The organism is Leptotrichia sp. oral taxon 215 str. W9775 (assembly GCF_000469505.1).
In the GTDB taxonomy this organism is placed as follows: domain Bacteria; phylum Fusobacteriota; class Fusobacteriia; order Fusobacteriales; family Leptotrichiaceae; genus Leptotrichia_A.
The window spans coordinates 1-22,848 of the sequence record NZ_KI272853.1 but is presented as its reverse complement, the minus strand read 5'-3'; the positions used below and the strand labels follow the sequence as shown (position 1 = coordinate 22,848).

The 22,848-nt window shown below is 29.5% G+C and carries 20 protein-coding genes; 16 read left to right on the top strand and 4 right to left on the bottom strand.

The window, feature by feature from the left end:
• Positions 1-35 precede the first annotated feature (35 nt).
• From HMPREF1984_RS11535 to rnmV, 3 genes are all read left to right on the top strand, one after another.
• Positions 36-185 carry a hypothetical protein gene (locus HMPREF1984_RS11535; RefSeq protein WP_021767129.1) on the top strand — a complete coding sequence of 50 codons (150 nt, stop codon included), beginning with the start codon at positions 36-38 and terminating at the stop codon, positions 183-185.
• 145 nt (positions 186-330) lie between these two features.
• Positions 331-1,809 (top strand): aminoacyl-histidine dipeptidase, encoded by a 1,479-nt coding sequence (locus HMPREF1984_RS06445; protein ID WP_036100070.1) that lies wholly within the window; start codon positions 331-333, stop codon positions 1,807-1,809.
• A 13-nt stretch (positions 1,810-1,822) separates the two neighbouring features.
• A complete protein-coding gene (gene rnmV / locus HMPREF1984_RS06440) occupies positions 1,823-2,392 on the top strand; it encodes a ribonuclease M5 (RefSeq protein WP_021767127.1) in 570 nt (189 codons plus the stop codon).
• Between the two features lie 70 nt (positions 2,393-2,462).
• Here rnmV and hpf read toward each other — a convergent pair whose 3' ends face one another.
• On the bottom strand, positions 2,463-2,789 hold the full coding sequence (gene hpf, locus HMPREF1984_RS06435; protein ID WP_021767126.1) for a ribosome hibernation-promoting factor, HPF/YfiA family: 327 nt from the start codon (positions 2,787-2,789) through the stop codon (positions 2,463-2,465).
• Between the two features lie 225 nt (positions 2,790-3,014).
• On the opposite strand from hpf, the gene HMPREF1984_RS06430 reads away from it, so the two are divergent.
• From HMPREF1984_RS06430 to HMPREF1984_RS06395, 8 genes are all read left to right on the top strand, one after another.
• Positions 3,015-3,377 (top strand): RidA family protein, encoded by a 363-nt coding sequence (locus tag HMPREF1984_RS06430; RefSeq protein ID WP_021767125.1) that lies wholly within the window; start codon positions 3,015-3,017, stop codon positions 3,375-3,377.
• 270 nt (positions 3,378-3,647) lie between these two features.
• The gene (dapB, locus tag HMPREF1984_RS06425; protein WP_021767124.1) at positions 3,648-4,376 is read left to right on the top strand and encodes a 4-hydroxy-tetrahydrodipicolinate reductase; all 729 of its coding nucleotides are present in this window, start codon (positions 3,648-3,650) and stop codon (positions 4,374-4,376) included.
• Positions 4,377-4,418: 42 nt separating this feature from the next.
• Positions 4,419-5,114: a 2,3,4,5-tetrahydropyridine-2,6-dicarboxylate N-acetyltransferase gene (gene dapD / locus HMPREF1984_RS06420; RefSeq protein WP_021767123.1), complete on the top strand. Its 696-nt coding sequence runs from the start codon at positions 4,419-4,421 to the stop codon at positions 5,112-5,114.
• A 30-nt stretch (positions 5,115-5,144) separates the two neighbouring features.
• A complete protein-coding gene (locus HMPREF1984_RS06415; protein WP_021767122.1) occupies positions 5,145-6,311 on the top strand; it encodes a hypothetical protein in 1,167 nt (388 codons plus the stop codon).
• A gap of 211 nt (positions 6,312-6,522) precedes the next feature.
• Positions 6,523-7,704, top strand: coding sequence for a recombinase RecA (gene recA, locus HMPREF1984_RS06410; RefSeq protein ID WP_021767121.1), 1,182 nt, complete (start codon positions 6,523-6,525; stop codon positions 7,702-7,704).
• Complete coding sequence (locus HMPREF1984_RS06405; protein WP_021767120.1) at positions 7,704-8,285, top strand: regulatory protein RecX; 582 nt, start codon at positions 7,704-7,706, stop codon at positions 8,283-8,285. Before recA ends, HMPREF1984_RS06405 begins: the two co-directional genes overlap by 1 nt.
• 2 nt (positions 8,286-8,287) lie before the next feature.
• Positions 8,288-9,037, top strand: coding sequence for a 1-acyl-sn-glycerol-3-phosphate acyltransferase (locus HMPREF1984_RS06400; protein WP_036100068.1), 750 nt, complete (start codon positions 8,288-8,290; stop codon positions 9,035-9,037).
• A gap of 11 nt (positions 9,038-9,048) precedes the next feature.
• Entirely contained in the window at positions 9,049-9,639 is a 591-nt protein-coding gene (locus tag HMPREF1984_RS06395; protein WP_021767118.1) for an XTP/dITP diphosphatase, read from the top strand.
• A 238-nt stretch (positions 9,640-9,877) separates the two neighbouring features.
• Here HMPREF1984_RS06395 and HMPREF1984_RS06390 read toward each other — a convergent pair whose 3' ends face one another.
• Together HMPREF1984_RS06390 and fabV are read right to left on the bottom strand one after the other, a co-directional pair.
• Positions 9,878-10,174, bottom strand: a complete 297-nt coding sequence (locus HMPREF1984_RS06390; RefSeq protein WP_021767117.1) for a YciI family protein — start codon at positions 10,172-10,174, stop codon at positions 9,878-9,880.
• A gap of 95 nt (positions 10,175-10,269) precedes the next feature.
• Positions 10,270-11,463: an enoyl-ACP reductase FabV gene (gene fabV / locus HMPREF1984_RS06385; protein WP_021767116.1), complete on the bottom strand. Its 1,194-nt coding sequence runs from the start codon at positions 11,461-11,463 to the stop codon at positions 10,270-10,272.
• Between the two features lie 213 nt (positions 11,464-11,676).
• On the opposite strand from fabV, the gene HMPREF1984_RS06380 reads away from it, so the two are divergent.
• Both HMPREF1984_RS06380 and secA read left to right on the top strand, forming a co-directional pair.
• Positions 11,677-12,075 carry a hypothetical protein gene (locus HMPREF1984_RS06380; RefSeq protein ID WP_021767115.1) on the top strand — a complete coding sequence of 133 codons (399 nt, stop codon included), beginning with the start codon at positions 11,677-11,679 and terminating at the stop codon, positions 12,073-12,075.
• A gap of 63 nt (positions 12,076-12,138) precedes the next feature.
• On the top strand, positions 12,139-14,799 hold the full coding sequence (secA, locus tag HMPREF1984_RS06375) for a preprotein translocase subunit SecA (RefSeq protein ID WP_021767114.1): 2,661 nt from the start codon (positions 12,139-12,141) through the stop codon (positions 14,797-14,799).
• A 170-nt stretch (positions 14,800-14,969) separates the two neighbouring features.
• Here secA and HMPREF1984_RS06370 read toward each other — a convergent pair whose 3' ends face one another.
• A complete protein-coding gene (locus HMPREF1984_RS06370; protein ID WP_051314483.1) occupies positions 14,970-15,674 on the bottom strand; it encodes a hypothetical protein in 705 nt (234 codons plus the stop codon).
• 243 nt (positions 15,675-15,917) lie between these two features.
• Between HMPREF1984_RS06370 and HMPREF1984_RS06365 the strand changes: the two genes are divergently transcribed.
• From HMPREF1984_RS06365 to HMPREF1984_RS06350, 3 genes are all read left to right on the top strand, one after another.
• A complete protein-coding gene (locus HMPREF1984_RS06365; RefSeq protein ID WP_021767112.1) occupies positions 15,918-17,402 on the top strand; it encodes an aldehyde dehydrogenase family protein in 1,485 nt (494 codons plus the stop codon).
• Between the two features lie 545 nt (positions 17,403-17,947).
• Positions 17,948-20,794: a DEAD/DEAH box helicase family protein gene (locus HMPREF1984_RS06355; RefSeq protein WP_021767110.1), complete on the top strand. Its 2,847-nt coding sequence runs from the start codon at positions 17,948-17,950 to the stop codon at positions 20,792-20,794.
• Positions 20,794-22,620: a site-specific DNA-methyltransferase gene (locus tag HMPREF1984_RS06350; RefSeq protein WP_021767109.1), complete on the top strand. Its 1,827-nt coding sequence runs from the start codon at positions 20,794-20,796 to the stop codon at positions 22,618-22,620. The genes HMPREF1984_RS06355 and HMPREF1984_RS06350 overlap by 1 nt, the downstream gene beginning before the upstream one ends.
• The last annotated feature ends 228 nt before the right edge of the window (positions 22,621-22,848 follow it).

Below are 22,848 nucleotides of genomic sequence, written 5' to 3'. Positions count from 1 at the left end.
TAATGTATAATAATTAGTATATTAAGGAGAAAAAAATGGAATTTTATAAAAGACTGATAATAAAAATATTAGAGAGAACAACGGTTGGAGAAAATAATCATCTGCTGGTGAAACTTAAATCGGGACATGATTTGACACAAAAGGAAAGAGCAGAACTTGAAGAGCTTTTTGATTCGATTCTGTAAAAGATTTCAGGATGGAAAATAGTTATAATAAAAGTTGTAAAATAAATTAAGCTTGAATAATAGTAGTAAAATATTGTATACTTTAAATAGAAACATATATTACTGCTATTTTTTAATGGAAAAAATTAAGAAAGGAAGGTTTAACATGAGTATTGAGAAATTATATCCTGAAAAGGTTTTTCATTATTTTGCTGAAATTTCAAAAATACCAAGAGCTTCAAAAAAGGAAAAGGAAATTAGTGACTGGCTTGTAAAATTTGCAAAGGAAAGAAAACTGAAAGTTATACAGGATGAACATTATAATGTTATCATAAAGAAGAAGGCAACAGAGGGGTATGAAGATTTTTCACCGCTAATTCTTCAGGGACATATGGATATGGTGTGGGAAAAAAACAAAGATACAGAATTTGATTTTTCTACACAGGGTATTGAACTGGTAATAGATGGAGATTTTTTAAAGGCAAATGGAACTACACTTGGTGCAGATAATGGAATTGCCATTGCATATGCTTTAGCTATACTTGACAGTGATGATATAAAACATCCTGCATTGGAAGTAGTAATAACAACAGACGAAGAAGATGGAATGTCAGGAGTAGCTAATCTTGATTTTGATGAATTTGACGGGAAAACTCTTATAAATCTTGATACAGAAGAATATGGAGAAGTGTATGTAAGCAGTGCAGGTGGTACAAGAACAGAAACAAAATTTATATTTGAAACAAAAAAAATAGGAAATGGATGCACTCCTGTTTCGATAGAAGTAAAGGGACTTTCAGGTGGCCATTCAGGAGCAGAAATTCACAAAAATCTGGGCAACTCCATAAAAATATTATCGGAAGTGCTCTATCATTTGAGTAAAAGATATGAAATGTCACTTATTCATATTGACGGTGGAGGAAAAGTAAATGCAATCCCTAGGGAAGCAGTTGCTGAAATAGCAGTAAAATTAGACGGAGACAGTATAGATGAATTTAAAAAGCTTGCAGAACTTGCATTTGAAAATATATTAAAAGATTTCAAAGTTTCTGACAAATCACCTATATTAGCAATTGAAAAGATTGAAGAAAAGAACTTGGGAATTTCTCTTGGAGATACTTTAAATATAATAAATTTCCTTCATGAAGTTCCTAACGGTGTTCTGGAAATGAGCAAGCATATAGAAGGGCTTGTAGAAACTTCTATAAATATAGGGTTTATAAGCACTGAAATTGTTGATGGAAATGTAAAAATAAGAATTAAGTCGCTTGCAAGAAGTATGGCAAACGATCCTTTAAATAAACTTGTGGAAGAAATTACAGATTTAACAAGAAAACATGATGCAAACATAAAAATAGCGGCTTCAAATCCATCATGGGAATATAAGGAAGATTCAAAAATTAGAGAACTGATAGCAAAGTCATTTAAAGAAATTACTGGAAATGAACCTGTCATAAAAGCAATACACGCAGGTCTGGAATGTGGTGTCTTTACTCAAAATATAAAGGGTGCAGATGTAGTGTCAATAGGGCCAAATATCTACGGAGCACATACTCCTGAAGAAAGAATGGATATAAAATCTGTAGGTGAAACATGGGAATGGCTATTAAAAATTCTGGAAAACTATAATATAAAGGAAGATTAAAGTAGAAAAATTAATGGAAAAGGAAAAAATAAAAATAAAAGAAATAATAGTTGTAGAAGGGCGTGATGATGTAACAGCAGTAAAAAGAGTTGTTGATGCCCAGATAGTACAGCTGAACGGCTTTTCAGGCTTAACTGTAAAATCAATAGAAAAACTGAAGGCACTGTCTGAAAGAAATGATTTGATTTTATTAACAGATCCTGATTATGCAGGGAAAAAAATAAGAGCTGTTATTGAAAAAAATATTCCAAATATAAAGCATGCCTTTGTGAGTAGAAAAAATGCAACAAAGAAGGATAATATAGGGGTTGAAAATGCTTCTGATGATGCTATAAGGGAAGCACTTTCGCATATTCTAGTTTCTGGAGCTTCTGATAAAAATAAAGATCCGATTTTTACAGTGGAAGATCTTGTAGAAAACGGGTTATGTATCGGAAAAGGTTCAAAAGAAAAAAGGTTAATGCTGGGAGATATGTTAAATATAGGTTACTATAATTCAAAACAGTTATTAAACGCATTGAATTCATTTAATATAACAAGAAGTGAATTTGAGGAAGCGATGAAAATAATAAAAGAAAAATAGAATAAAAACTGTCTCGACTCCTTAGAGTTAAGACAGTTTTTTTATAGGATGTGGTTAACTTTGACAATATTTATAATGTATGTAATCCTTTTTTGTTGTGATCTTTCTGTTTTTCCTTATATTTTCTAACTTGTCTTTCAAGTCTTTCTGATAATTCATCAATTGCGGCATATAAATCAGTATTTCTTGCTTCAACTTTAATTTTAGTACCACTTGCATAGACAAGGCCGTCTGCTTTGTGAACTTCCCCCTCTGACTTTTTCTGCTCAACAGTCAGGACAACATCGACTTCAGTTATAGCATCTGTATACTTGAAGATTTTACTAATCTTTTCTTCAGTATAATTTTTAATTGCATCAGTAATTTTTAATTGTTTTCCGCTAACAATGATTTTCATAAAAAATCACTCCTCTCTTAATTGTCATTAATATTATACCCTGGAAATTATATAAGTCAACACTATAAAAGTGAAGCAGTAATATTTATTATTAATGTGTAGATTAATAATAAAGATACATAAAGTGATTATAAAATATTAAAAGAAAATAATAACTATTGATAAATGTGAAAAATATGATAAAATAATAATAGGAAATCAAATTAAAATACTGGAGGTAAAGAAATGAAAAAAATTCCTGAGGCAGTGGGACCTTATTCAGCTTACAGATTGGTAGGAGATTATTTATATATTTCAGGACAATTGGGAATAAATCCTGAAACTCAAGCAATAGACTCTGATACAGTGGAAGGTCAGGCAAGACAAGCACTTGAAAATTTAAAAGCAATTCTTGAAAATAACGGATTAACAATGGCAAATGTTGTAAAGACAACAGTATTGCTTGATAGTATAGCGGATTTTACAGCTGTAAATAAAATTTATGCTGAATATTTTGAAGCACCTTATCCAGCAAGATCTGCCTTTGAAGTTGGAAAACTTCCTAAAGAAGGACTTGTTGAAATAGAAGCAATTGCTTACGTAAAATAAAAATTTATATAATAATTTAAAAAAGAGGTTGTCTCAATATGGGAAAAATATAGTTTTCTTTTGAAACAGCCTCTTTTGCAATATAAAGTTTTTGAATTTGAAAATCCATTAAATAAATTTTATAAAAAAAGAAAAAAGAAACAGAATTAGAAACATAGAAAAATCTAGTAAAGAGTCGAAAAATAAACCAAAGTTTATTATAAGATATACAAAAGTGTAAACAAAGTGGCAAACCATATAATGTGGAAAGTATATTAAAAAGGAGTAGAAATGAAAATAGTTGTTTACGGTGCAGGAGTTATGGCACAATATGTAAAGGAATCTATACTTAATACAGGAAATGAATTCGTAGGATTTGTAGATCCTTTAGGAAATGGAGATTATGTAACTTTAAAAAATACAGATGTAGAATATGAGGGGATTATAGATTTTTCTCATTTCAGTTTGTTGGAAGAAGTATTGGAATCTGCTATTCAAAAAAATGTTCCTTTATTAATTGCAACAACAGGACATTCAGAAGAACAGCTGAAAAAAATCAATGAAGCTGCAGAGAAGATACCTTTAATAAAGGCAACAAATACATCTGTGGGAGTCACTGTTTTGAATGAAATAGTTGCATACGCGACTAAACTGTTGAAGGGATTTGACATTGAAGTTATCGAAAAACATCACAACCGTAAAATTGACGCACCAAGTGGAACAGCAAATACGTTAGTTGAAGTCATAAATGCAAGTTTAGATGAAGATTACAATATAGTTTACGGAAGGGAAGGACATAGCAAAAGACAGGAAAAGGAAATAGGTGTACATTCAATAAGAGGAGGAAATATAGTAGGGGAACACAGTGTGATATTCGCTAAAAATGATGAAATAATAGAAATAAAGCACGAAGCTTTGTCCAGAAAAATATTTTCTGACGGTTCTGTAAAAGCTATAAATTATCTTAAAGATAAAAAATCCGGAATGTATACAATGAAAGATGTTCTTGGAATCAAATAATTTTAAATGGATAATCTTATAAGAAAGGATGGAGAAAAATAAATGACAGAATTGGAAAAGTCAAAAGAAATTATACAGTTTATTGCAAATGCTGAAAAAACAACTCCAGTTGAACTGTACACAGATGAAGAAATAGTTAATTCATACAGTTGTAAAGTTATTGGTAAGGATGGAGTAAAAATTGTATTTGGTAACTGGGAGGAAATTGAAAAAATTATATCTGAAAATAATCTTAAGAATTATCATCTGAAAAATGATAGAAGAAATTCAGGAGTACCTATGCTGGATATAAAGAACATAAATGCCAGAATAGAGCCGGGAGCGATAATAAGAGATAAAGTGACAATTGGAGATAAAGCTGTTATTATGATGGGAGCGGTTATAAATATAGGTGCAGAAATAGGGGAAGCTTCTATGATAGATATGAATGTTGTTCTTGGAGGAAGAGCAAAAGTTGGAAAAAATTGTCATATTGGTGCAGGAGCAGTGCTTGCGGGAGTTATTGAACCACCTTCAGCAGATCCTGTAGTAATTGAAGACAATGTAGTTATAGGAGCAAATGCAGTGGTTCTGGAAGGAGTAAGAATTGGAAAAGGTTCAGTAGTTGCGGCAGGAGCTGTAGTAACTGAAAATGTACCGGAAAATGTTGTTGTTGCAGGAATGCCGGCAAGAGTAATAAAAAATGTTGATGATAAAACTGCTTCAAAAACAGAACTGGTGGAAGAGTTAAGAAAATAATTAAATAAATAGACAAATTTAGGAGGAAAAATGAAAAAATTATTATTAGTAGCAGCAATTTTATATGGAAGTGTTCTTTCATTTGGAGATGCAAAGGCAGATTATGAAAGTGCCAGAAAATTAGTTCAAAATAACAAAATAAGTGATGCAGTAAAGGTTTTAGAAAAAATTTCAACTTCAGGGGAAAAAGAATATGAAACAAAAGCAAATTTTGATTTAGGACTTTACTATTTCCAAAATAAAGATAATGTAAAAGCAAAAAAATATTTATCAGCAGTATGGAATAATGGGACAGCAGCTACACCTGAAGCATTAGAAGCTGCAAAATGGTTACATGCAATTGCAACTCAAAGTAAAAATACTGCCGAAGCTCAAAAGTATATAGAATGGGCAGATAAAAGCACACAAGGGAAAGATATAGACATAGTTTCAAGTATAGTTATATTCTACTATGAAAATAAAATGGATGCTAAAGCTCAGGAAAGATATAATTCTGCTATAAAATCAACAGATAAGAACTTTGTTGCAGAATTAAACTATAACTTAGGACAATATTATATTGAAAAAAATAATATTCCAAAAGCAAAAAAATACTTACAGGATTCATATAAAGCATCACCTAATGCTGTAGTTCCTGCAGGATTCTTACTTTCACAAATAGCTTTATCTGAAAAAGATAACGCAACAGCTGAAAAATATCTGTTAGAAATGAGTAAAGCAACTCAGGATAAAAACTCTGAAATATTGGGAATGTTAGGATCTTACTATATAGGAGTAAATAATTTACCAAAAGCTGAAGATTACTTGAAAAAATCTATAACTGCAGACAGCAAAAACAGTGACTCATTATTAATGCTTTTAACTATGTATGAATCTAAAAAAGATACTGCAAACATAAATTCAATTTACAACAAGCTGAAAACTATAGTTCCTAAAGGATTAAACAAAGAATTAGGAATAACTTATGCAGGAATTGGAAATGCAGAATTATCTGAAAAATATTTCCAAAAATCAATAAATGAAGATAAGGACAATGAATCTAAAATGTTCTTAGGACAACTTTATTTCTTAACTGGAAAACAGACTGAAGGAATAAATTTAGTAAAAGAAGCTGTAAATGCTAAAGTAAAAGGAGCAGATGAAGTATTGAAACAGATGCAATCTGCAGGAAACAAATCAACTTCAACTAAAAAATAGTAGTTTAAATATAAGCAATTTAAAAGGGCATTTGTAAAAAATGCTCTTTTTATTTCATTAAAATTTTGATATAATATATAGGACAGGGGGTGAAAATTGAGGGTCCATTCAATAGTATGATTTTTCATAAAAAATACTATAAATAAAAAAATGGATAAATAAAAGGGGAAAAAATAAAAAAATCAAATGAAAATATATAAGGAGATAAAGAATGGCAAAAAAGAAAGCAGTAGATGAAAAAGATGATAAAGCTTTAAGTGAACGTGCAAAAGTGCTGGATCTGGCAATGAAACAGATACATAAGGAATTTGGAGAAGGTTCCATCATGAAACTTGGAGAAAACCAGAAAATGAACATAAAGGTTATTTCTACAGGAAGTATGAACCTTGATATGGCATTAGGGCTTGGAGGAGTTCCAAGAGGAAGAATTATTGAAATATATGGAGCAGAGTCTTCAGGGAAGACAACTCTTGCACTGCATATAATAGCAGAAGCCCAGAAAGAAGGAGGAGTTGCTGCATTTATTGATGCTGAGCATGCCCTTGATCCTGTATATGCGAAGGCTCTGGGAGTGAATATTGATGAACTTCTTATATCACAGCCTGACACAGGGGAACAGGCTCTTGAGATAGCTGATATGCTTGTAAGAAGTGGAGCTATGGATGTAATTGTAGTAGATTCGGTTGCGGCTCTTGTTCCTAAGGCTGAAATAGAAGGAGAAATGGGAGATCAGCAAATGGGACTTCAGGCAAGACTTATGTCAAAAGCACTTAGAAAGCTGACAGGAAGTATTTCAAAATCAAATACAGTTATGATTTTTATAAATCAGATAAGGGAAAAAATAGGAGGATTCTCATTTACTCCGGGACCGCAGACAACAACTTCCGGTGGAAGGGCACTGAAGTTCTTCTCAACTGTAAGAATGGAAGTAAAAAGAATAGGTTCAGTTAAACAGGGAGATGAAGTAATAGGAAACGAAGTTTCTGTAAAGGTTACTAAAAACAAGGTTGCACCTCCATTTAAGGAAGCAAGGTTCAATGTAATGTATGGAACAGGAATTTCAAGAATTGGGGAAGTTCTTGATGTTGCACTTGAATTAGGAATAGCTTCAAAAAGTGGTGCATGGTTTAGTTATGGTGAAGAAAGACTTGGTCAGGGAAGAGTAAATGTGGAAAATATGCTGAAGGAAAATAAGGAATTATACGAAAGAATAGAAAAAGATGTCCTAAAGGCTATAAGACCTGATCTTGAAGAGGAAGAATCAGAAGATGTGGCAGAAGAAATAGCGGAAACTGAAGAAAAAGCTGCAAAATCTACAAGAAAAAAAGCAAAAGCCACTTCGAAAGAAGATGAAGAAATAGTGCTGGAAGATGAAGAAATGGATAATGAATAATGATAATTGAAAAAATTCAGAAAAATAAGCTGTATCTTTCAACAGGTGAAATAATGGATGTAAGTCCATTAATAAGGCAGAAGTACAGTTTAAAAGTAAATGACAATATTGAGGGCCTCTATGATGAAATATCTTACGAGGCTTCTCTCGAAAAAGGAATATTTTTACTTTCATTGAGGGACAGGACAAAAAAGGAATTGCAGCAGAAACTGAATGAAAAGTATAGAAATAGCAGAATGATTGAAAAATCAGTCTCAAAATTAGTAGAACTTGGGTATATTAACGATAAGGACTATGCTGTTTCTTATATTATGAGCAGAAAATACGGGAAACAGAGAATTGCCTATAACCTTATGCAGAAAGGGATAGGAAGAGAAACAATTGAAGAAGCTTATTTTTCTATTGAGGAAGAATACGAAAGAAATATTGAGGATGAAAAACTTGAAAAAGCAATAGAAAAAAATATAAAAAAGGAAGAAAATAAGCTGATTCAATATCTTGTAAGACAGGGGTTCAGTTTAAATAAAATTCTTTCAAAATATAAGGAATTTAAAGAAAACAACGATATGGAAGGAGAATAACATTGAGAACAGTATTTTATCATTTTATTTTGGCTGGAACATTTATATATGGACTATTTTTCAGATATCCTTATCTACTATTTGTTAAGGGAGAAAAAGCATACAGATATATTTGTAAAATAGCTAAAAACTGGGGGAAAAACTTAATTTGGGCTTCGGGGAGTAAAGTAAAGGTTATTTACAAAAATGACAGTGAAAGTGAAATCAGGAAAGTAAAAGAAACAGGAGAAGCTGTTATTTTAATTTCCAATCATCAGAGTAATGTGGATATACCAGCTCTTTTAGGATATTTGCCTTTGGATTTTTCTTTTATAGCCAAGAAGGAAATGAAAAAATGGCCTCTGATAGGACGTTGGATGAGAAGATTTGACTGTATATTTTTAGATAGAAAAAATCCGCGTCAAGGAATGAAGGATATGAAGGAAGCCATTGAAAAAATAAAAAAAGGTCACTCATATGTTATATTTCCTGAGGGAAGTAGAAGTAAAGATGGAAAAATTGGAGAATTTAAAAAGGGAAGCTTCAAGCTTGCAACAGATACAAAGGCAAGAATATTCCCAATAGCTTTGGTAGGAACTTATGAAATTCAAAGTAAAAAAAGTCTGAAGGTTACTTCGAATAAAAATGTAAAAATAGTAGTTGACAATCCTATAAACTTAGATGATTTATCAAGGGAAGATCAAAAAAGAATACATGAAATAGTAAATGAAATTGTCAGAAATAATTTTGAGGAGTATAATAATAAAAACTAAGAGGTAAAAGGATGAAAATAATATTAGCAACTAAAAATAAAGGAAAGATAAAAGATTTTGAAAAGCTTACAGATAAAATGGATATAGAAGTACTGTCTATTTTAGATAATATTGATTTCCCAGATGTAGTGGAAGACGGTAAGACATTTGAAGAAAACTCTGCTAAAAAAGCATTGGAAATAGCAAAATATACTGGAATAATAACTGTTTCAGATGATTCAGGATTGTGTGTTGATGCGTTAAATGGAGAGCCGGGAATATATTCTGCAAGATATTCAGGGGAAGATGGAAATGATGAGAAAAATATTGAAAAGCTTCTGAAAAATTTATCAGATGTTGAAAAAAATGATAGAAAAGCTCATTTTGTTTCAGTAGTAAGTATTGCTTTTCCTGATGGAACTGTGAAATCATTTAGAGGAGAAACACAAGGGGAAATTCTTTTTGAAAAGGAAGGAAATAACGGATTTGGTTATGACCCTGTATTTTATTCATATGATTTGGAAAAATCTTTTGGAGTTGCCACTATTGAGGAAAAGAAGAGCGTAAGTCATAGGGGAAGGGCATTTGAAAAGTTGAAGAAGGAAGTACTTGAGAAATTATAAAAAAGAGACATTTCAAAAAAATAAAAATTAAAGAAAAAACTATATTTTGAATTATTTGAAATTTTACAATGAAAAACAGGATATGAATTTAGGAAAAGTCATCTGTTCGAGTCTTCAGGTGAGTTTTTAACTTTTCCTTAATAAATAACTATTTTATATGAGTAAAATTTTAATAAATGAATAAATATAGTTTTTCTGTTATCAATATTTTTTTTGAAATATCTCTTTTTTAGTAATATTATTTTACAAATTTTTCAAATTCTTCTGCATATTTTGCAGGAGTAAATTCAAGTATTTTAAAATCAGCAAGTTCATTTTTATAGAAAGGATCTTCTTTCAGGATAGATTCAAGTTCTTCTCTGGTAACATTATTAGCTATTATAATTCCACCTTCAGGAGGAGTCTGCCTACCTGAAACAATAAATTTTCCTGATTTGTAGTATGTTTCCAGAAAATCAAGATGTTCTGGACGGAACTTTGACACTTCTTCCAATGATTTTTTATAAGTCAGTACTGCTATAAAAATATTTTTCATAATTTTACCTACCTTTCAAATTTATAATTTTATATGCTTTAAATTTTTTGGTACAAAAAATGCTTGTAAATTAACACAAGCAATTTTTTTATTTATTACGGTTGTAATTTTGCCAATTCTTCCAAATCAATATCAGCGTCATAGTTAACATTATCAAAGTCAAAACCATTCAATTGCATGAATTCTTTTCTCGCACCTTCATAGTCACTGATCTCCTTAAAGTTTTCAGGAGTAACCTTATCCCATAATGCTTCGACTTCAGCCTGCACATCTTCCCTCATTTCCCAGTTATCAGGTCTAAGTCTTCTTTCTTCATCAATTTCAGGTTTTCCACCATAAATCATATCCTTAAGAAGTCTATGTTTCTGCTCAATAGTACCTTCATGAATACCTTTTTCCTTCATTACTCTGTAAAGTAATGCTGCATATAAAGGGAAAATAGGTATAACAGCACTAGCTTTTGTCATAAGGGCCTTACTTAATGAAACATATGCTTCCCCATTATATTTTTTCTTAAGGAAGTCATTCAACACATCAGAAGTGTGTTCCAAATCTCTTTTGGCTGCTCCAATTGTACCGTCTTTATAAATTCCATAAGTAACTTTTGGTCCTAAATAAGAATACGCTACTGTTTTGAATCCATCAGTCAGAACTCCAGCTTCATCAAGAGCATCAACCCAAAGCTTCCAGTCTTCTCCACCCATTACTTTTACTGTACTTTGGATTTCTTCAGGAGTGGCAACTCCCATAGTAGTTTCTTCCATAGCATCCTTTTCAATATTAATAGAAGGTCCAACAATTTCCCCTTTTGTAGATTTCAGTGCAGATCTGTAAGTGACTCCATCTTTAGGGTCAGTTCTCATTCCACTTGCCAGACTGTAAATAAGTAAGTCTATTTTTCCACCAAATTCTTCTTTTATGTATTTTATAACATCAGCTTTCATTTCATTTGAAAAAGCATCACCGATAAAGTTCTTAGCGGTAAGTCCTTCTTCTTTTGCAGCTTCAGTAAAGGCAATAGTATTCCACCAACCTGCTGTTCCTATTCTTTTACCTTCGATTCCCTTTTCAAAAGCAACTCCAATAGTGTCAGCCCCTGCACCAAATGCCAATGAAATTCTTGAAGCAAGTCCATAACCGGATGAAGAACCGATTATTAAAACTTTTTTTGGCCCCGTATATTTATCCTGTGATTTAATATAATCAATTTGTCTTTTTACAAATTCTTTAGCTCCAATTGGATGATTTGTTAAAGCTAAGCTACCTTTTAATTTTGGTTTTATAACCATCTTTTCCTCCTAAAAAATTATTTATTACTATAGTATACAATAATTATCCCAAATTTACAATAGCCTATAAAAAAAAGTCACAAACAATTGTAATTTACTTGAACAATTGTGTATACTAAAAAAATTAGACAAAAATTTTAATAAGTGATATAATACTTTGATTATAATATAGATACAAATAAGAAATTAATAAATAGATATTGTGGAGTGAAAATGAAAAAGAATAATAGATTTATTTTTATTATAACATGTCTTCTTATTACTACAATAAACTGCTCGAGTTTATTTGGTACAGCGGGATTTAATAAACAGCTCAATGTATTTGTAAATGAGAATAATTTAAGTCATGAGGACATACAGTGGATACTTTCTGAATTAAATCAGATAGAATATATGAAGTATAATAAACAGCTGAAAAAAGGCTTGAAAAAAATAGGAAAGCTAAAAGAAAAAGAATCAGAAGATAAAAAAACACTTCCTTCTGATGAAAATGGGAAGTATTTTACAGAATATGCAGAAGGTAACGTTGAAATACATGACATTAGAGATTCTGATATTCTGGCGGTTCAGACTTCTAAAATGAAGGAAAATATACTGAAATTAAGGGAGTAAAAAAATATATTTTTATTATGAAAAAACAATGAAAATATATTAAATATAAAGAAAGGGAAATAAATGTTAGTAGATAAAATTACAAAAAAATTATTTGGAACACAGGATGAACGTGAAGTAAAGAAAATGAGAAAAGTTGTGGATAAAATAAATGCAATTGAACCACAATTTCAAAATTATACAGATGGAGAACTGGCTGCGAAAACAGCTGAATTTAAGGAAAGACTTGCAAAGGGAGAAACTCTTGATGATATATTAGTTGAAGCTTTTGCAACAGTAAGGGAAGCGGCTAGAAGAATTTTAGGAATGAGAGCCTATGATGTGCAGCTGATAGGTGGAATGATTCTTCATAGTGGAAATATAGCAGAAATGAAAACAGGGGAAGGAAAAACACTGATGTCAACTCTACCTATTTATCTGAATGCGTTGACAGGAAAAGGTGTACACGTAGTAACAGTAAATGACTATCTGGCAAAGCGTGACAGAGATATAATGAGTGATATGTTTGAATTTTTAGGTCTGAATTCAGGAGTTATAGTTGCAAATATTTCAAATGAAGAAAGAAAAAGAGCATATAATGCAGATATAACATATGGAACAAACAATGAATTTGGATTTGATTATCTGAGAGATAACATGGTTGGAGAACTTGAAGAGAAAGTTCAGAGAAAGCATAATTTCGCCATTGTCGATGAGATAGATTCGATTTTGATTGATGAAGCGAGAACACCTCTGATTATATCCGGAGCTGCTGAAGAAACTACAGAATGGTATAATACATTTGCTGAAGTGGCAAAGCGTTTAAAGAGAAGTTATAAGACAGAAGAAATAAAGGATAAGAAAAATACAGTTATTCCTGATGAAGATTGGGAAGATTATGAAGTTGATGAAAAATCACATACTGTTACAATAACAGATAAAGGTATTAGAAATGTTGAAAGAATGCTTAAGATTGATAACCTTTATTCACCTGAGTATGTGGAACTTACACATTTCCTGACACAGGCATTAAAGGCAAAGGAACTGTTTAAGCTTGACAGGGATTATATTATAAATGAAAAGGGAGAAGTAATCATAGTCGATGAGTTTACAGGAAGACTTATGGATGGAAGAAGATATTCTGATGGACTTCATCAGGCTATAGAAGCAAAGGAAAAGCTTGAAGTTGCGGGAGAAAACCAGACACTTGCAACAATTACTTTACAGAATTACTTCAGAATGTATGAAAAATTGTCAGGGATGACAGGTACTGCTAAAACAGAAGAAGAAGAATTTAAGCAGATTTACAACTTAAAGGTTATAGAAGTTCCTACAAATAGACCTGTCATAAGAATAGATATGCCTGATGTGGTTTATATGACAACAAGGGCAAAATATAAAGCAATTGGAGATAAAATCAAGGAACTTTATGAAAAAGGTCAGCCGGTTCTTGTAGGAACAGCTTCAATTCAGCATTCGGAAGAAGTATCAGAATTATTGAAAAAATTAAGAATTCCTCATGAAATACTGAATGCAAAGCATCATGAAAGGGAAGCGGAAATAATAGCACAGGCTGGAAGATACAAAACTGTTACAATTGCAACAAATATGGCAGGAAGAGGAACGGATATAAAACTTGGAGGAGATCCGGATTCATTTGCAGCAAAGGTTGCTGAAAAAGGAACTGAAGAATATGATGAAATTTTTAAAGTGTATCAGAAAGACTGTGAAGAAAATAAAGAGAAGGTAATAAAAGCTGGAGGGCTTTTCATACTTGGAACAGAAAGACACGAAAGTAGACGTATTGACAATCAGCTGAGAGGACGTGCCGGTAGACAAGGAGATCCGGGAACATCAGAATTTTATTTGTCATTAGATGACGATCTTATGAGACTGTTTGGTGGAGATAAACTGAAATCAATGATGAAGGTTCTGAATATTGGAGAATATGAAGAAATAAGACATAAACAGATAAGTAAACAGATAGAAAATGCTCAAAAAAGAATAGAAAGTAGAAACTTCTCATCAAGAAAAAGTTTGATAGAATACGATGATGTAAACAATACTCAGAGAGAGGTTATTTATGCTCAGAGGGATGCTGTATTAAGTAATGAAAATCTGAAAGAACTTATTTTTGATATGATAAGGGAAACTGTAGAAGATACTGTTGAAATGTCTTTAAGTGGAGATTCAAAATCTGACTGGGATTTTAATCTGCTAAAAGACAAACTGAATGAAATTTTTGAGTATGATATGGATGAATCGCTTGAAAGTAAAAGTAAAGATGAAATAATTGACCAGGTATATGAGGATCTTATAAAGAGATATAATGAAAAAGAAGAAATTGTAGGTGAAGAAGTATTCAGAAGAATTGAGAGATATATAATGCTTGAAGTTCTTGACCAGAAATGGAGACAGCATCTGAAAGATCTTACAGAATTAAGGGAAGGTATAAGATTGAGATCATATGGACAGAGAAATCCTATTCATGACTATAAAATAGTAGGTTTTGAAATCTATAATGAAATGATAGATGCCATAAAGAGAGAAACAGGTTCATTCCTTCTGAAATTAAAACTTAGAAATGAAGAGGAAACAGCTAATTTAAAACATGAGGAAGCAAAAAATCTAAAGTATGAATATACTGAAGAAAATGAAGCGGAAACTATTGAAACAGCTGAAGAAGTACCTCAAAGAAAGCTTTCAAGAAGAGAAAGAAGAGAAATGGAAAGAAAAAATAATTAAAAAAATGTGAGAACTATATTTTGGAATTACTTAAAATTTTATAATGTAAAATAGAAAATGAAATTAGGAAAAGTCAACTGCTTAAGCCTCTAGGAAAGTTTTTGACTTTTCCTTAATGAATGACTGTTTTATATGAGTAAAATTTTAGTAAATGAAAAAATGTAGTTTTTTTATAAATATTTGGCAGTATTATCATCAGAAAGCCAATTTAAATACTTTTCATGGGGTATAACTAGTTCAGTATATTTCCTATTTTCTATTAGAAAAACTTTCAAATGTAAATCACCATTTTCCCATTTTAAAAATTCAATATCATCGTATATATCGTAACTTTCATCAATACAGGATAAAATATCAATAAATCTTGGTGATTCATTTAGAGGGTCATCAAAGTTAAATAACTGAACACTGTAAGGGCAAGCCCAGTAACATCCAAAAACTGCCAATATATTATTTGTTGGGCTGTAATGTACTTCAGTCCATATAAAAGTTTCTTTTCCATTAAGGGAACACTCTGGAAAAAATTGAATTATTTTAGTATTTTTAATATCCAATACACTATAACCATATAAATCCTGTCTAAAAAGTAAGTATTCTCTACCATTTTTATGTGTAATCAGTTCATAAAAAGAAGCAGAATCATCAATGCAGTACCAGGTTTTTATAACAGCTCCATTCACTAAAAAAGAGCATTTACTTCCGCTATAACTACATTCTTCTGTATTTTCAGAGAAGCTATCAATTTGAAGGATATATTTTCCTGATATTCCTTTAAAAGTTATAAATTCACTATTTCCCAGATTTTCTTCTTTGAACAGTTTTGCTGCTTCTTTTACACGTAATTTATATTCATCAGAATAAACTCCATTACTCATAAATTTAAATTCATCTCCATATTCCATTATTTAATTGGAATAATTATACAATAAATGTAAAATATAAGCAATTTTAAAATTATTCCAATTAATAATATTTTACCTTTTTTGCCTATTCTAAAAGGTTTGAAAAAGAAATAATTTTCACATAAACATTTTTTTAGACAAAGGACTTGAATTTTTTAAAAATCGGGATATACTATAATATGTGTATGTTAAAATAAAAATGAGAGGATGATTTAAATGGCGGTAGAATTACAGAAAAAATATGATTTATTTATTGACGGAAAATGGGTACCTTCTTCAGATGGAGGTACATTAAAGGCATATAGTCCTTCAACAGGTGAAGAATTAGCAGCTATATCAGAAGCAACTGCTGAAGATGTTGATGCGGCAGTAAAAGCAGCAGAAAAAGCATTTGAAAGTTGGAAAAAGACATCTCCAATTGAACGTCAGGACGTATTATTAAAAATTGCAGATATAATTGATAAAAACAAAGATTTTTTAGCAGCAGTAGAAAGCATGGATAACGGAAAGCCAATAAGAGAAACTTCATTTGCTGATATTCCATTAGGAGCAGATCACTTCAGATATTTTGCAGGAGCAATAAGAAGTGAAGAAGGAACTTCAAAAATGCTTGATGAAAATACATTAAACCTAATATTGAGAGAACCAATAGGAGTAGTAGGGCAGATTATACCTTGGAATTTTCCATTCCTTATGGCTGCGTGGAAACTTGCTCCAGCTCTTGCAGCAGGATGTACAGTAGTATTAAAACCATCGAGTCACACATCGCTTTCAGTACTTGAATTAATGAGACTTATAGCAGATGTAGTTCCAAAAGGAGTAATAAATGTTGTTACAGGAAGTGGATCAAAATCAGGAAGCTACATGTTGAAACATAAAGGATTTAAAAAACTTGCATTTACAGGTTCAACAGCAGTAGGACAGGATGTATACTCAGCGGCATGTTCGTTAATGATTCCGGCAACATTGGAACTTGGAGGAAAATCTGCTAATATATTCTTTGAAGACTGTGACATGGATATGGCAATGGATGGAGCACAGTTAGGAATACTGTTCAATCAAGGACAAGTATGTTCTGCAGGTTCACGTATATTTGTTCAGGACACAATTTATGATAAATTTGTTGAAAGATTAAAAAATGTATTTGAAAAGGTAAAAGTAGGAAATCCTTTGGATCCTTCTACACAAATGGGATCATTAATATATGAAAGACATCTGAAAGATGTGCTTAATTACGTAGAAATTGGAAAACAGGAAGGTGCACGTTTAGTTACAGGTGGAACAAGAATAGAAGATGGAGAACTTAAAAATGGATTCTTTGTAAGACCAACAATTTTTGCAGATGTAACAAATGATATGAGAATTGCACAGGAAGAAATATTTGGTCCTGTAGTAGTAGTGGAAAAATTCCATACTGAAGAAGAAGTTATAAAAGCTGCAAATGACAGTATATATGGTCTTGGAGGAGGAGTATTTACTCGTGACCTTAACCGTGCAATTCGTGTTTCAAGAGGAATTGAAACAGGACGTGTGTGGGTAAATACATATAACCAGTTCCCTGCTGGAGCACCTTTTGGAGGATATAAACAGTCAGGAATAGGACGTGAAACTCACAAAGTTATATTAGAACACTACACTCAAATGAAAAATATTCTTATAAACTTAAACGAAAAACCATCTGGATTCTATGAAACAGAGTAGTTAATAAAAAATAAAAAAATGTACTGCACCCAAAATCTTGGACACAAGGTTGAAGGTGCAGTATATTTATATTATTTTTTAGGTGGCCTTATTTTTTATTTTTTGTTTAAATAATATTTTTACTAAATACAGTATTATAGTATCTATAATGGACAAAACTTATTTAATATGTTATACTCTAACAAAAAGAAAAAAAGTGTTTATATTGTTTAATTTAGTTGATTTTGCAAATGATAAATGTAGAATAATGAAATGTTTATGTGATAATCAGAGAGAAGTAAAAAAATATAAAATATATTGTATTATCACAACAAGATATTTATATTTTTCTAAAAATAAAACTAATAAAATGATACAAGAACTTAAAAAAGATAATTTTATTGATAGTTTTAATAATATTAAAGAAAAGTATATTATAATTTAAAAAGGAAATAAGGTTATAAGTGTAATTGAAAAAAATTAAAAATAGAAAGAACTAATATAAAAAAATTAATAAATAAATATAAAGAATTAATATGATGATATGATAGAAATGAGGAAAATATATGTTTTATAAAATTATTCTTAAAAAAGCTAATGAATGGCACCAATCCAGTGAATGTAAAATTAAAAATATTATAAAATATATAATTAACAAAAGAAATTTAAGAGATGCTCAAATAGAGGCTATAAAATTATATTTGTTTTTTAAAATATACTGTAAAAATAAATCTCTTGTGGAATTATTTTGTAAAGGATATTTTTTAGAAAATATAGATTTAGATGATTTAGTATCTAAAAATTTAGGTGATTTTTTAAAAAAAAATTCTGCTGCAAGACAATTATATGAACTAACTTTAACAGATAAAAATTATGATAGTTTAAAAAAAAGAATAGAAGAAAATTATAAAGAAATTGATTTTGAAGAGGTTTTTAATAGTTTTTTTAATAATATTTCTTATGCAAATTATATTTATTCCCTACCAATGGGGGCAGGAAAAACATATTTAATGTCAGCTTTTATTTATTTAGACTTATATTTTGCATTAAATGAACCAACTAATAAATCTTTTGCTCACAATTTTATAATACTTGTTCCATCAGGATTAAAAAGTTCTATTATGCCAAGTTTAAAGAAAATAAAAGATTTTGATGTAAGTTGGATATTTCCAGAACCTATTGCAAGTACTTTAAAATCTAAATTAAAATTTGAAATACTTGATGCAATAAAAACAGAAAATAAAAGTAATAAAATTAAAAATCCAAATGTTGCCAAAATAGCAGCGTATCAACCTTATGAAGATATGTTAGGTGTTGTATTTTTAACAAATGCTGAAAAAGTTATTTTAAATAAAATAGAAAAAAATGATATGCCTAAATTAATACAATTAGATAATGAGACCAAGGCTGCAAATGAATTAAGAGAAACAATAGGAAAAATTCCTAATAAAGCAATTTTTATAGATGAAGTTCATCATACAGCTTCAGAAGATATAAAGTTAAATAAAGTTATTAAAGAATGGTATAACAAAGGAAATATAAACGAAGTAGTAGGATTTTCAGGAACTCCTTATTATGAAAAAGCAGAAATTTTTGAAATAAAATCTAAATTTACAAAAGAAAATATAATTACAATTAAGAGTACTGATATGACAAATACAGTTTATCATTATCCTTTAACTAATGGAATAAATAATTTTTTAAAGAAACCAAAAATATATTCTTCAAGTGATAATAATCCTTTAAATATAGTAAAAGAGGGACTTATAAAATTTTTTGAAAAATATGAAAATACTTATTATAAGGATATTGTAAGTAAGGTAGCAATTTATTGTGGGAATATTGAAAATTTGGAAGAAAATATCTATCCTTTTGTATCTGAGTTCGTAGCAAAAAAAGGACTAAATCCTAATGAAGTAATATTAAAATATCATGGAGGAAATAAAAAATATTCATTACCTAAAGAAAATGAATTAGAGTTTTTATCATTAAATACATCCCTTTCTAAAAAAAGAATTATACTACTTGTTGGAATAGGAAAAGAAGGTTGGGATTGTAGTTCATTGACAGGAGTAATATTATCTCAAAAAGGAGACTGTCCCACAAAAATGGTATTACAAACGTCTTGTAGATGTTTAAGACAGGTAATAAGAGGAGAAAAAGAAACAGCAATTATATATTTGAATAAAGAGAATGAAAAACTTTTATCATCTCAATTAAATAAAACTCAAAATGCAACATTACAGGATTTTCAAAATGGAACAAAAACTGAAGATATTATCAACAGATATAGCAGAATGGAATATTTGAATATTCCAAATATAGAGTATTATAAATTAAATATAAAGTATACTGAAGAAATTGAAGAAAAAATAGATATAGTTAAAAATTTACAAAATTTACTTTTATCTAAACAAATAAAAGAAGATGTAATAATTAAAGAAATAAATTTAAAAGGGGAAGTTATTGAAAGAAATATAAATAGTATTATTTATGGAGAAAAAGTAACCTATACTTCATGGTTATTAAATATTTCAAAAGAAAGTTTTGGATTTATAACATTAAAAAAGTTGAGAGAATATGACAAGGACTTAAAAGAAATTTATGAAAAAATAACAGTAAATGAAAATATTTTAAATAACATATATAATCATAGCTTAATAAATAAACTAATAAGAGAAGCATTTTATAATAAAAGAAGTTTAAAGATTTTAAGGGAAGAAATCCCTGAAAATGCTTCTATTTTATCAATAACAGAACTGCCTACAATTAAATGTGAAGATAAAAAGTTACAATATCCTTCAGATATTGTAACTGAAAAAATATTAGATAAGGATAAAGGGAATAAAGATATTAACCTTGATGAATTAAGTAAAGAAGAACTTTTAAAATTATTAAAAACACCTGAGTATTTAAACTATTTAAGTGATGAAGATGTAAAAGAATTAAGAACAAAAGATAAAACTTTTCATTATATACCTTATGTTTTTACTCAAAGTTCTTTTGAAAAAGAGATTTTAGAAAAGATATTGTCTATGGGAAATTTTATTTCTGATAATTTAGAAGTTTATTATAATGGTGATAGAAATATAGCTTCATTTAGGATAGAATGTTATAAGAAAGAAAAAGAAAGAATAAAAAAAATTGGATTATATACTCCTGACTTTTTAATTATCAAAAGAGAAAAAAATATGATAAACAAAGTTCTTATAGTTGAAACAAAAGGAAAAGGTTTTTCTGCTCAACAGGAATTCTTAGATAAAAGAAGCTATGTGGAGAATGAATTTATAAAATTTAACAATGGAAAATATGGATATTCAAAATTTGATTATTTATATATAGAAGATACAGATAATGATATTATAGAGAAATTAAATGAAAAAATTAAAAATTTCTTTAAGGAGGAAAAATAATGGCTATAAAATATATTCCTTATTTTAAAGATGCTATACAGGGACAGGCACTTTTAGACAATTTTGTCAGAACAAAAAGAATATTAAAATATGCAGATAACAATGAAGTAAAAGAAAGAATAGAAAGAGGGCTTCCTTTATATGAAACAGAAGTCACTGAAATAGTTGGAAAAGAAAGTGATAATCTTGTTATTCGTGGAGAATGTATATCTGCCTGTGCATATTTAAAGGAGAATAATATAAAAGTTGATTTAGTCTATATAGATCCTCCTTTTGCCAGTGGAGCTGACTACGCAAAAACTGTTTATATAAGAAGAAATCCTAGGATAGAGGAAACAATAAAAAAAGCTGAAGAAAAACTTGAAATAGAAGATTTGAAAACATTTGAAGAAAAAATGTATGGTGATATATGGAATAAGGAAGCATACTTAAACTGGATGTATGAAAATCTTATGGCTATTAAATCTATAATGTCAGAAATAGCTTCTATATACGTTCATTTAGATTGGCATATATGTCATTATGTAAAAATATTAATGGACGAAATTTTTGGAGAAGATAATTTTAAAAATGAAATAATATGGCATTATAGTTGGGGAAGTCGTATAGAAACTCAATGGAATAAAAAACATGATACATTATACATGTATTCAAAATCTGAAAAATTTTATTTTAATGCAAATGAAGTGTTAGAAGAAAGAATAATTTCAGAAAAAACAAAAAATCGTTTAAAATATAAAGGAGCAATGATTACTGATAGAAATAAAGGAAGAGGTGATCAGGAAAAAGCACTTCCTACAGATGTTTGGTACATAGCAACTATAAATGGAATGGCAATGGAAAAAGTGGATTATTCAACTCAAAAACCAGAAGCATTATTGGAAAGAATAATAAAAGCTTCTTCAAATAAAAATATGATTGTAGCTGACTTTTTTGGAGGATCAGGAGTAACAGCAAAAGTTGCTAATGATTTAGGAAGAAAATTTATTCATTGTGATATAGGTATAAATTCTATTGAAACAACAAGAGATAGATTAAAAGAAACTGGTGCCTCATTTAAAATTATGGATATAAAAGATGGAGTGAATCTATATAGAAATCCTATTCAAACAATGGATAAAATTAAATCTCTTATTCCTGGATTAAAAAATGAAGATTCAGTATCTGAATTTTGGGAAGGAGCAATAAATGATAGTAAATTAGGCTTAGTCCCTGTGTATGTCCCTAATCTTATGGATTCTAGTACAAAACTTCTTGATATAGTTTTAATCAATAAAGTAATTAATTTAGCAATACCTGAACTTCCTGATGAAATAAAAAAGGTAATTATTTATTATATAGATATAATAGATAAAAAAGAAATAAATGATTTTATTAAAGAAAATTTAGGTAGAGAAATTGAAATAGAACTAAGAGATTTAAAAGAAATACTATCAGAAACAGTTGTAGATGATGTATTAGAATATCGTATTTTAAATAATGAAATTGTTATAGATAGTTTTGTTAGTGATAGAATAATAAGAAAAATAAATGAATATAATGAAAAAATGAAAGCCCAATTCATAGTGAAAGGTGGAAAAACTAAATTCATTGAGATTAGTGAAGAGGGACTTGAATTGATAGAAATGGTGTCATTAGATTGTACATCAGACAAAGGTATTTGGCATAGTGATGAGGAAATAAAAATAAATAAATTAGGCTATACTATAGAAAATGGTATAAAAACTAAAAAATTTTGGGATGGGAAAATTAAATTTCTAAAAAGACCACTTAGAATTAAAATAAGGAATATTTCAGGAGATGAAATTATATTTAATGTAATATAAAATAAAATTAGTTCCTATGCAGATATCTAAAAGAAATAGAATTATTAATGTTGATAAATAAAACAAAATAATATTTATTAGCTAAATTTAAAGATAAAAAAAACAGCATTTGTACTGCACCTTCAATCTTTTGTCCAAGATTTTGGGTCAGTACAATTCATCTTTCTGCCACAGCAGTTCTGCCTTATATCAGCTCTTATTCCATATACATGGTAGGTGTCACAGATA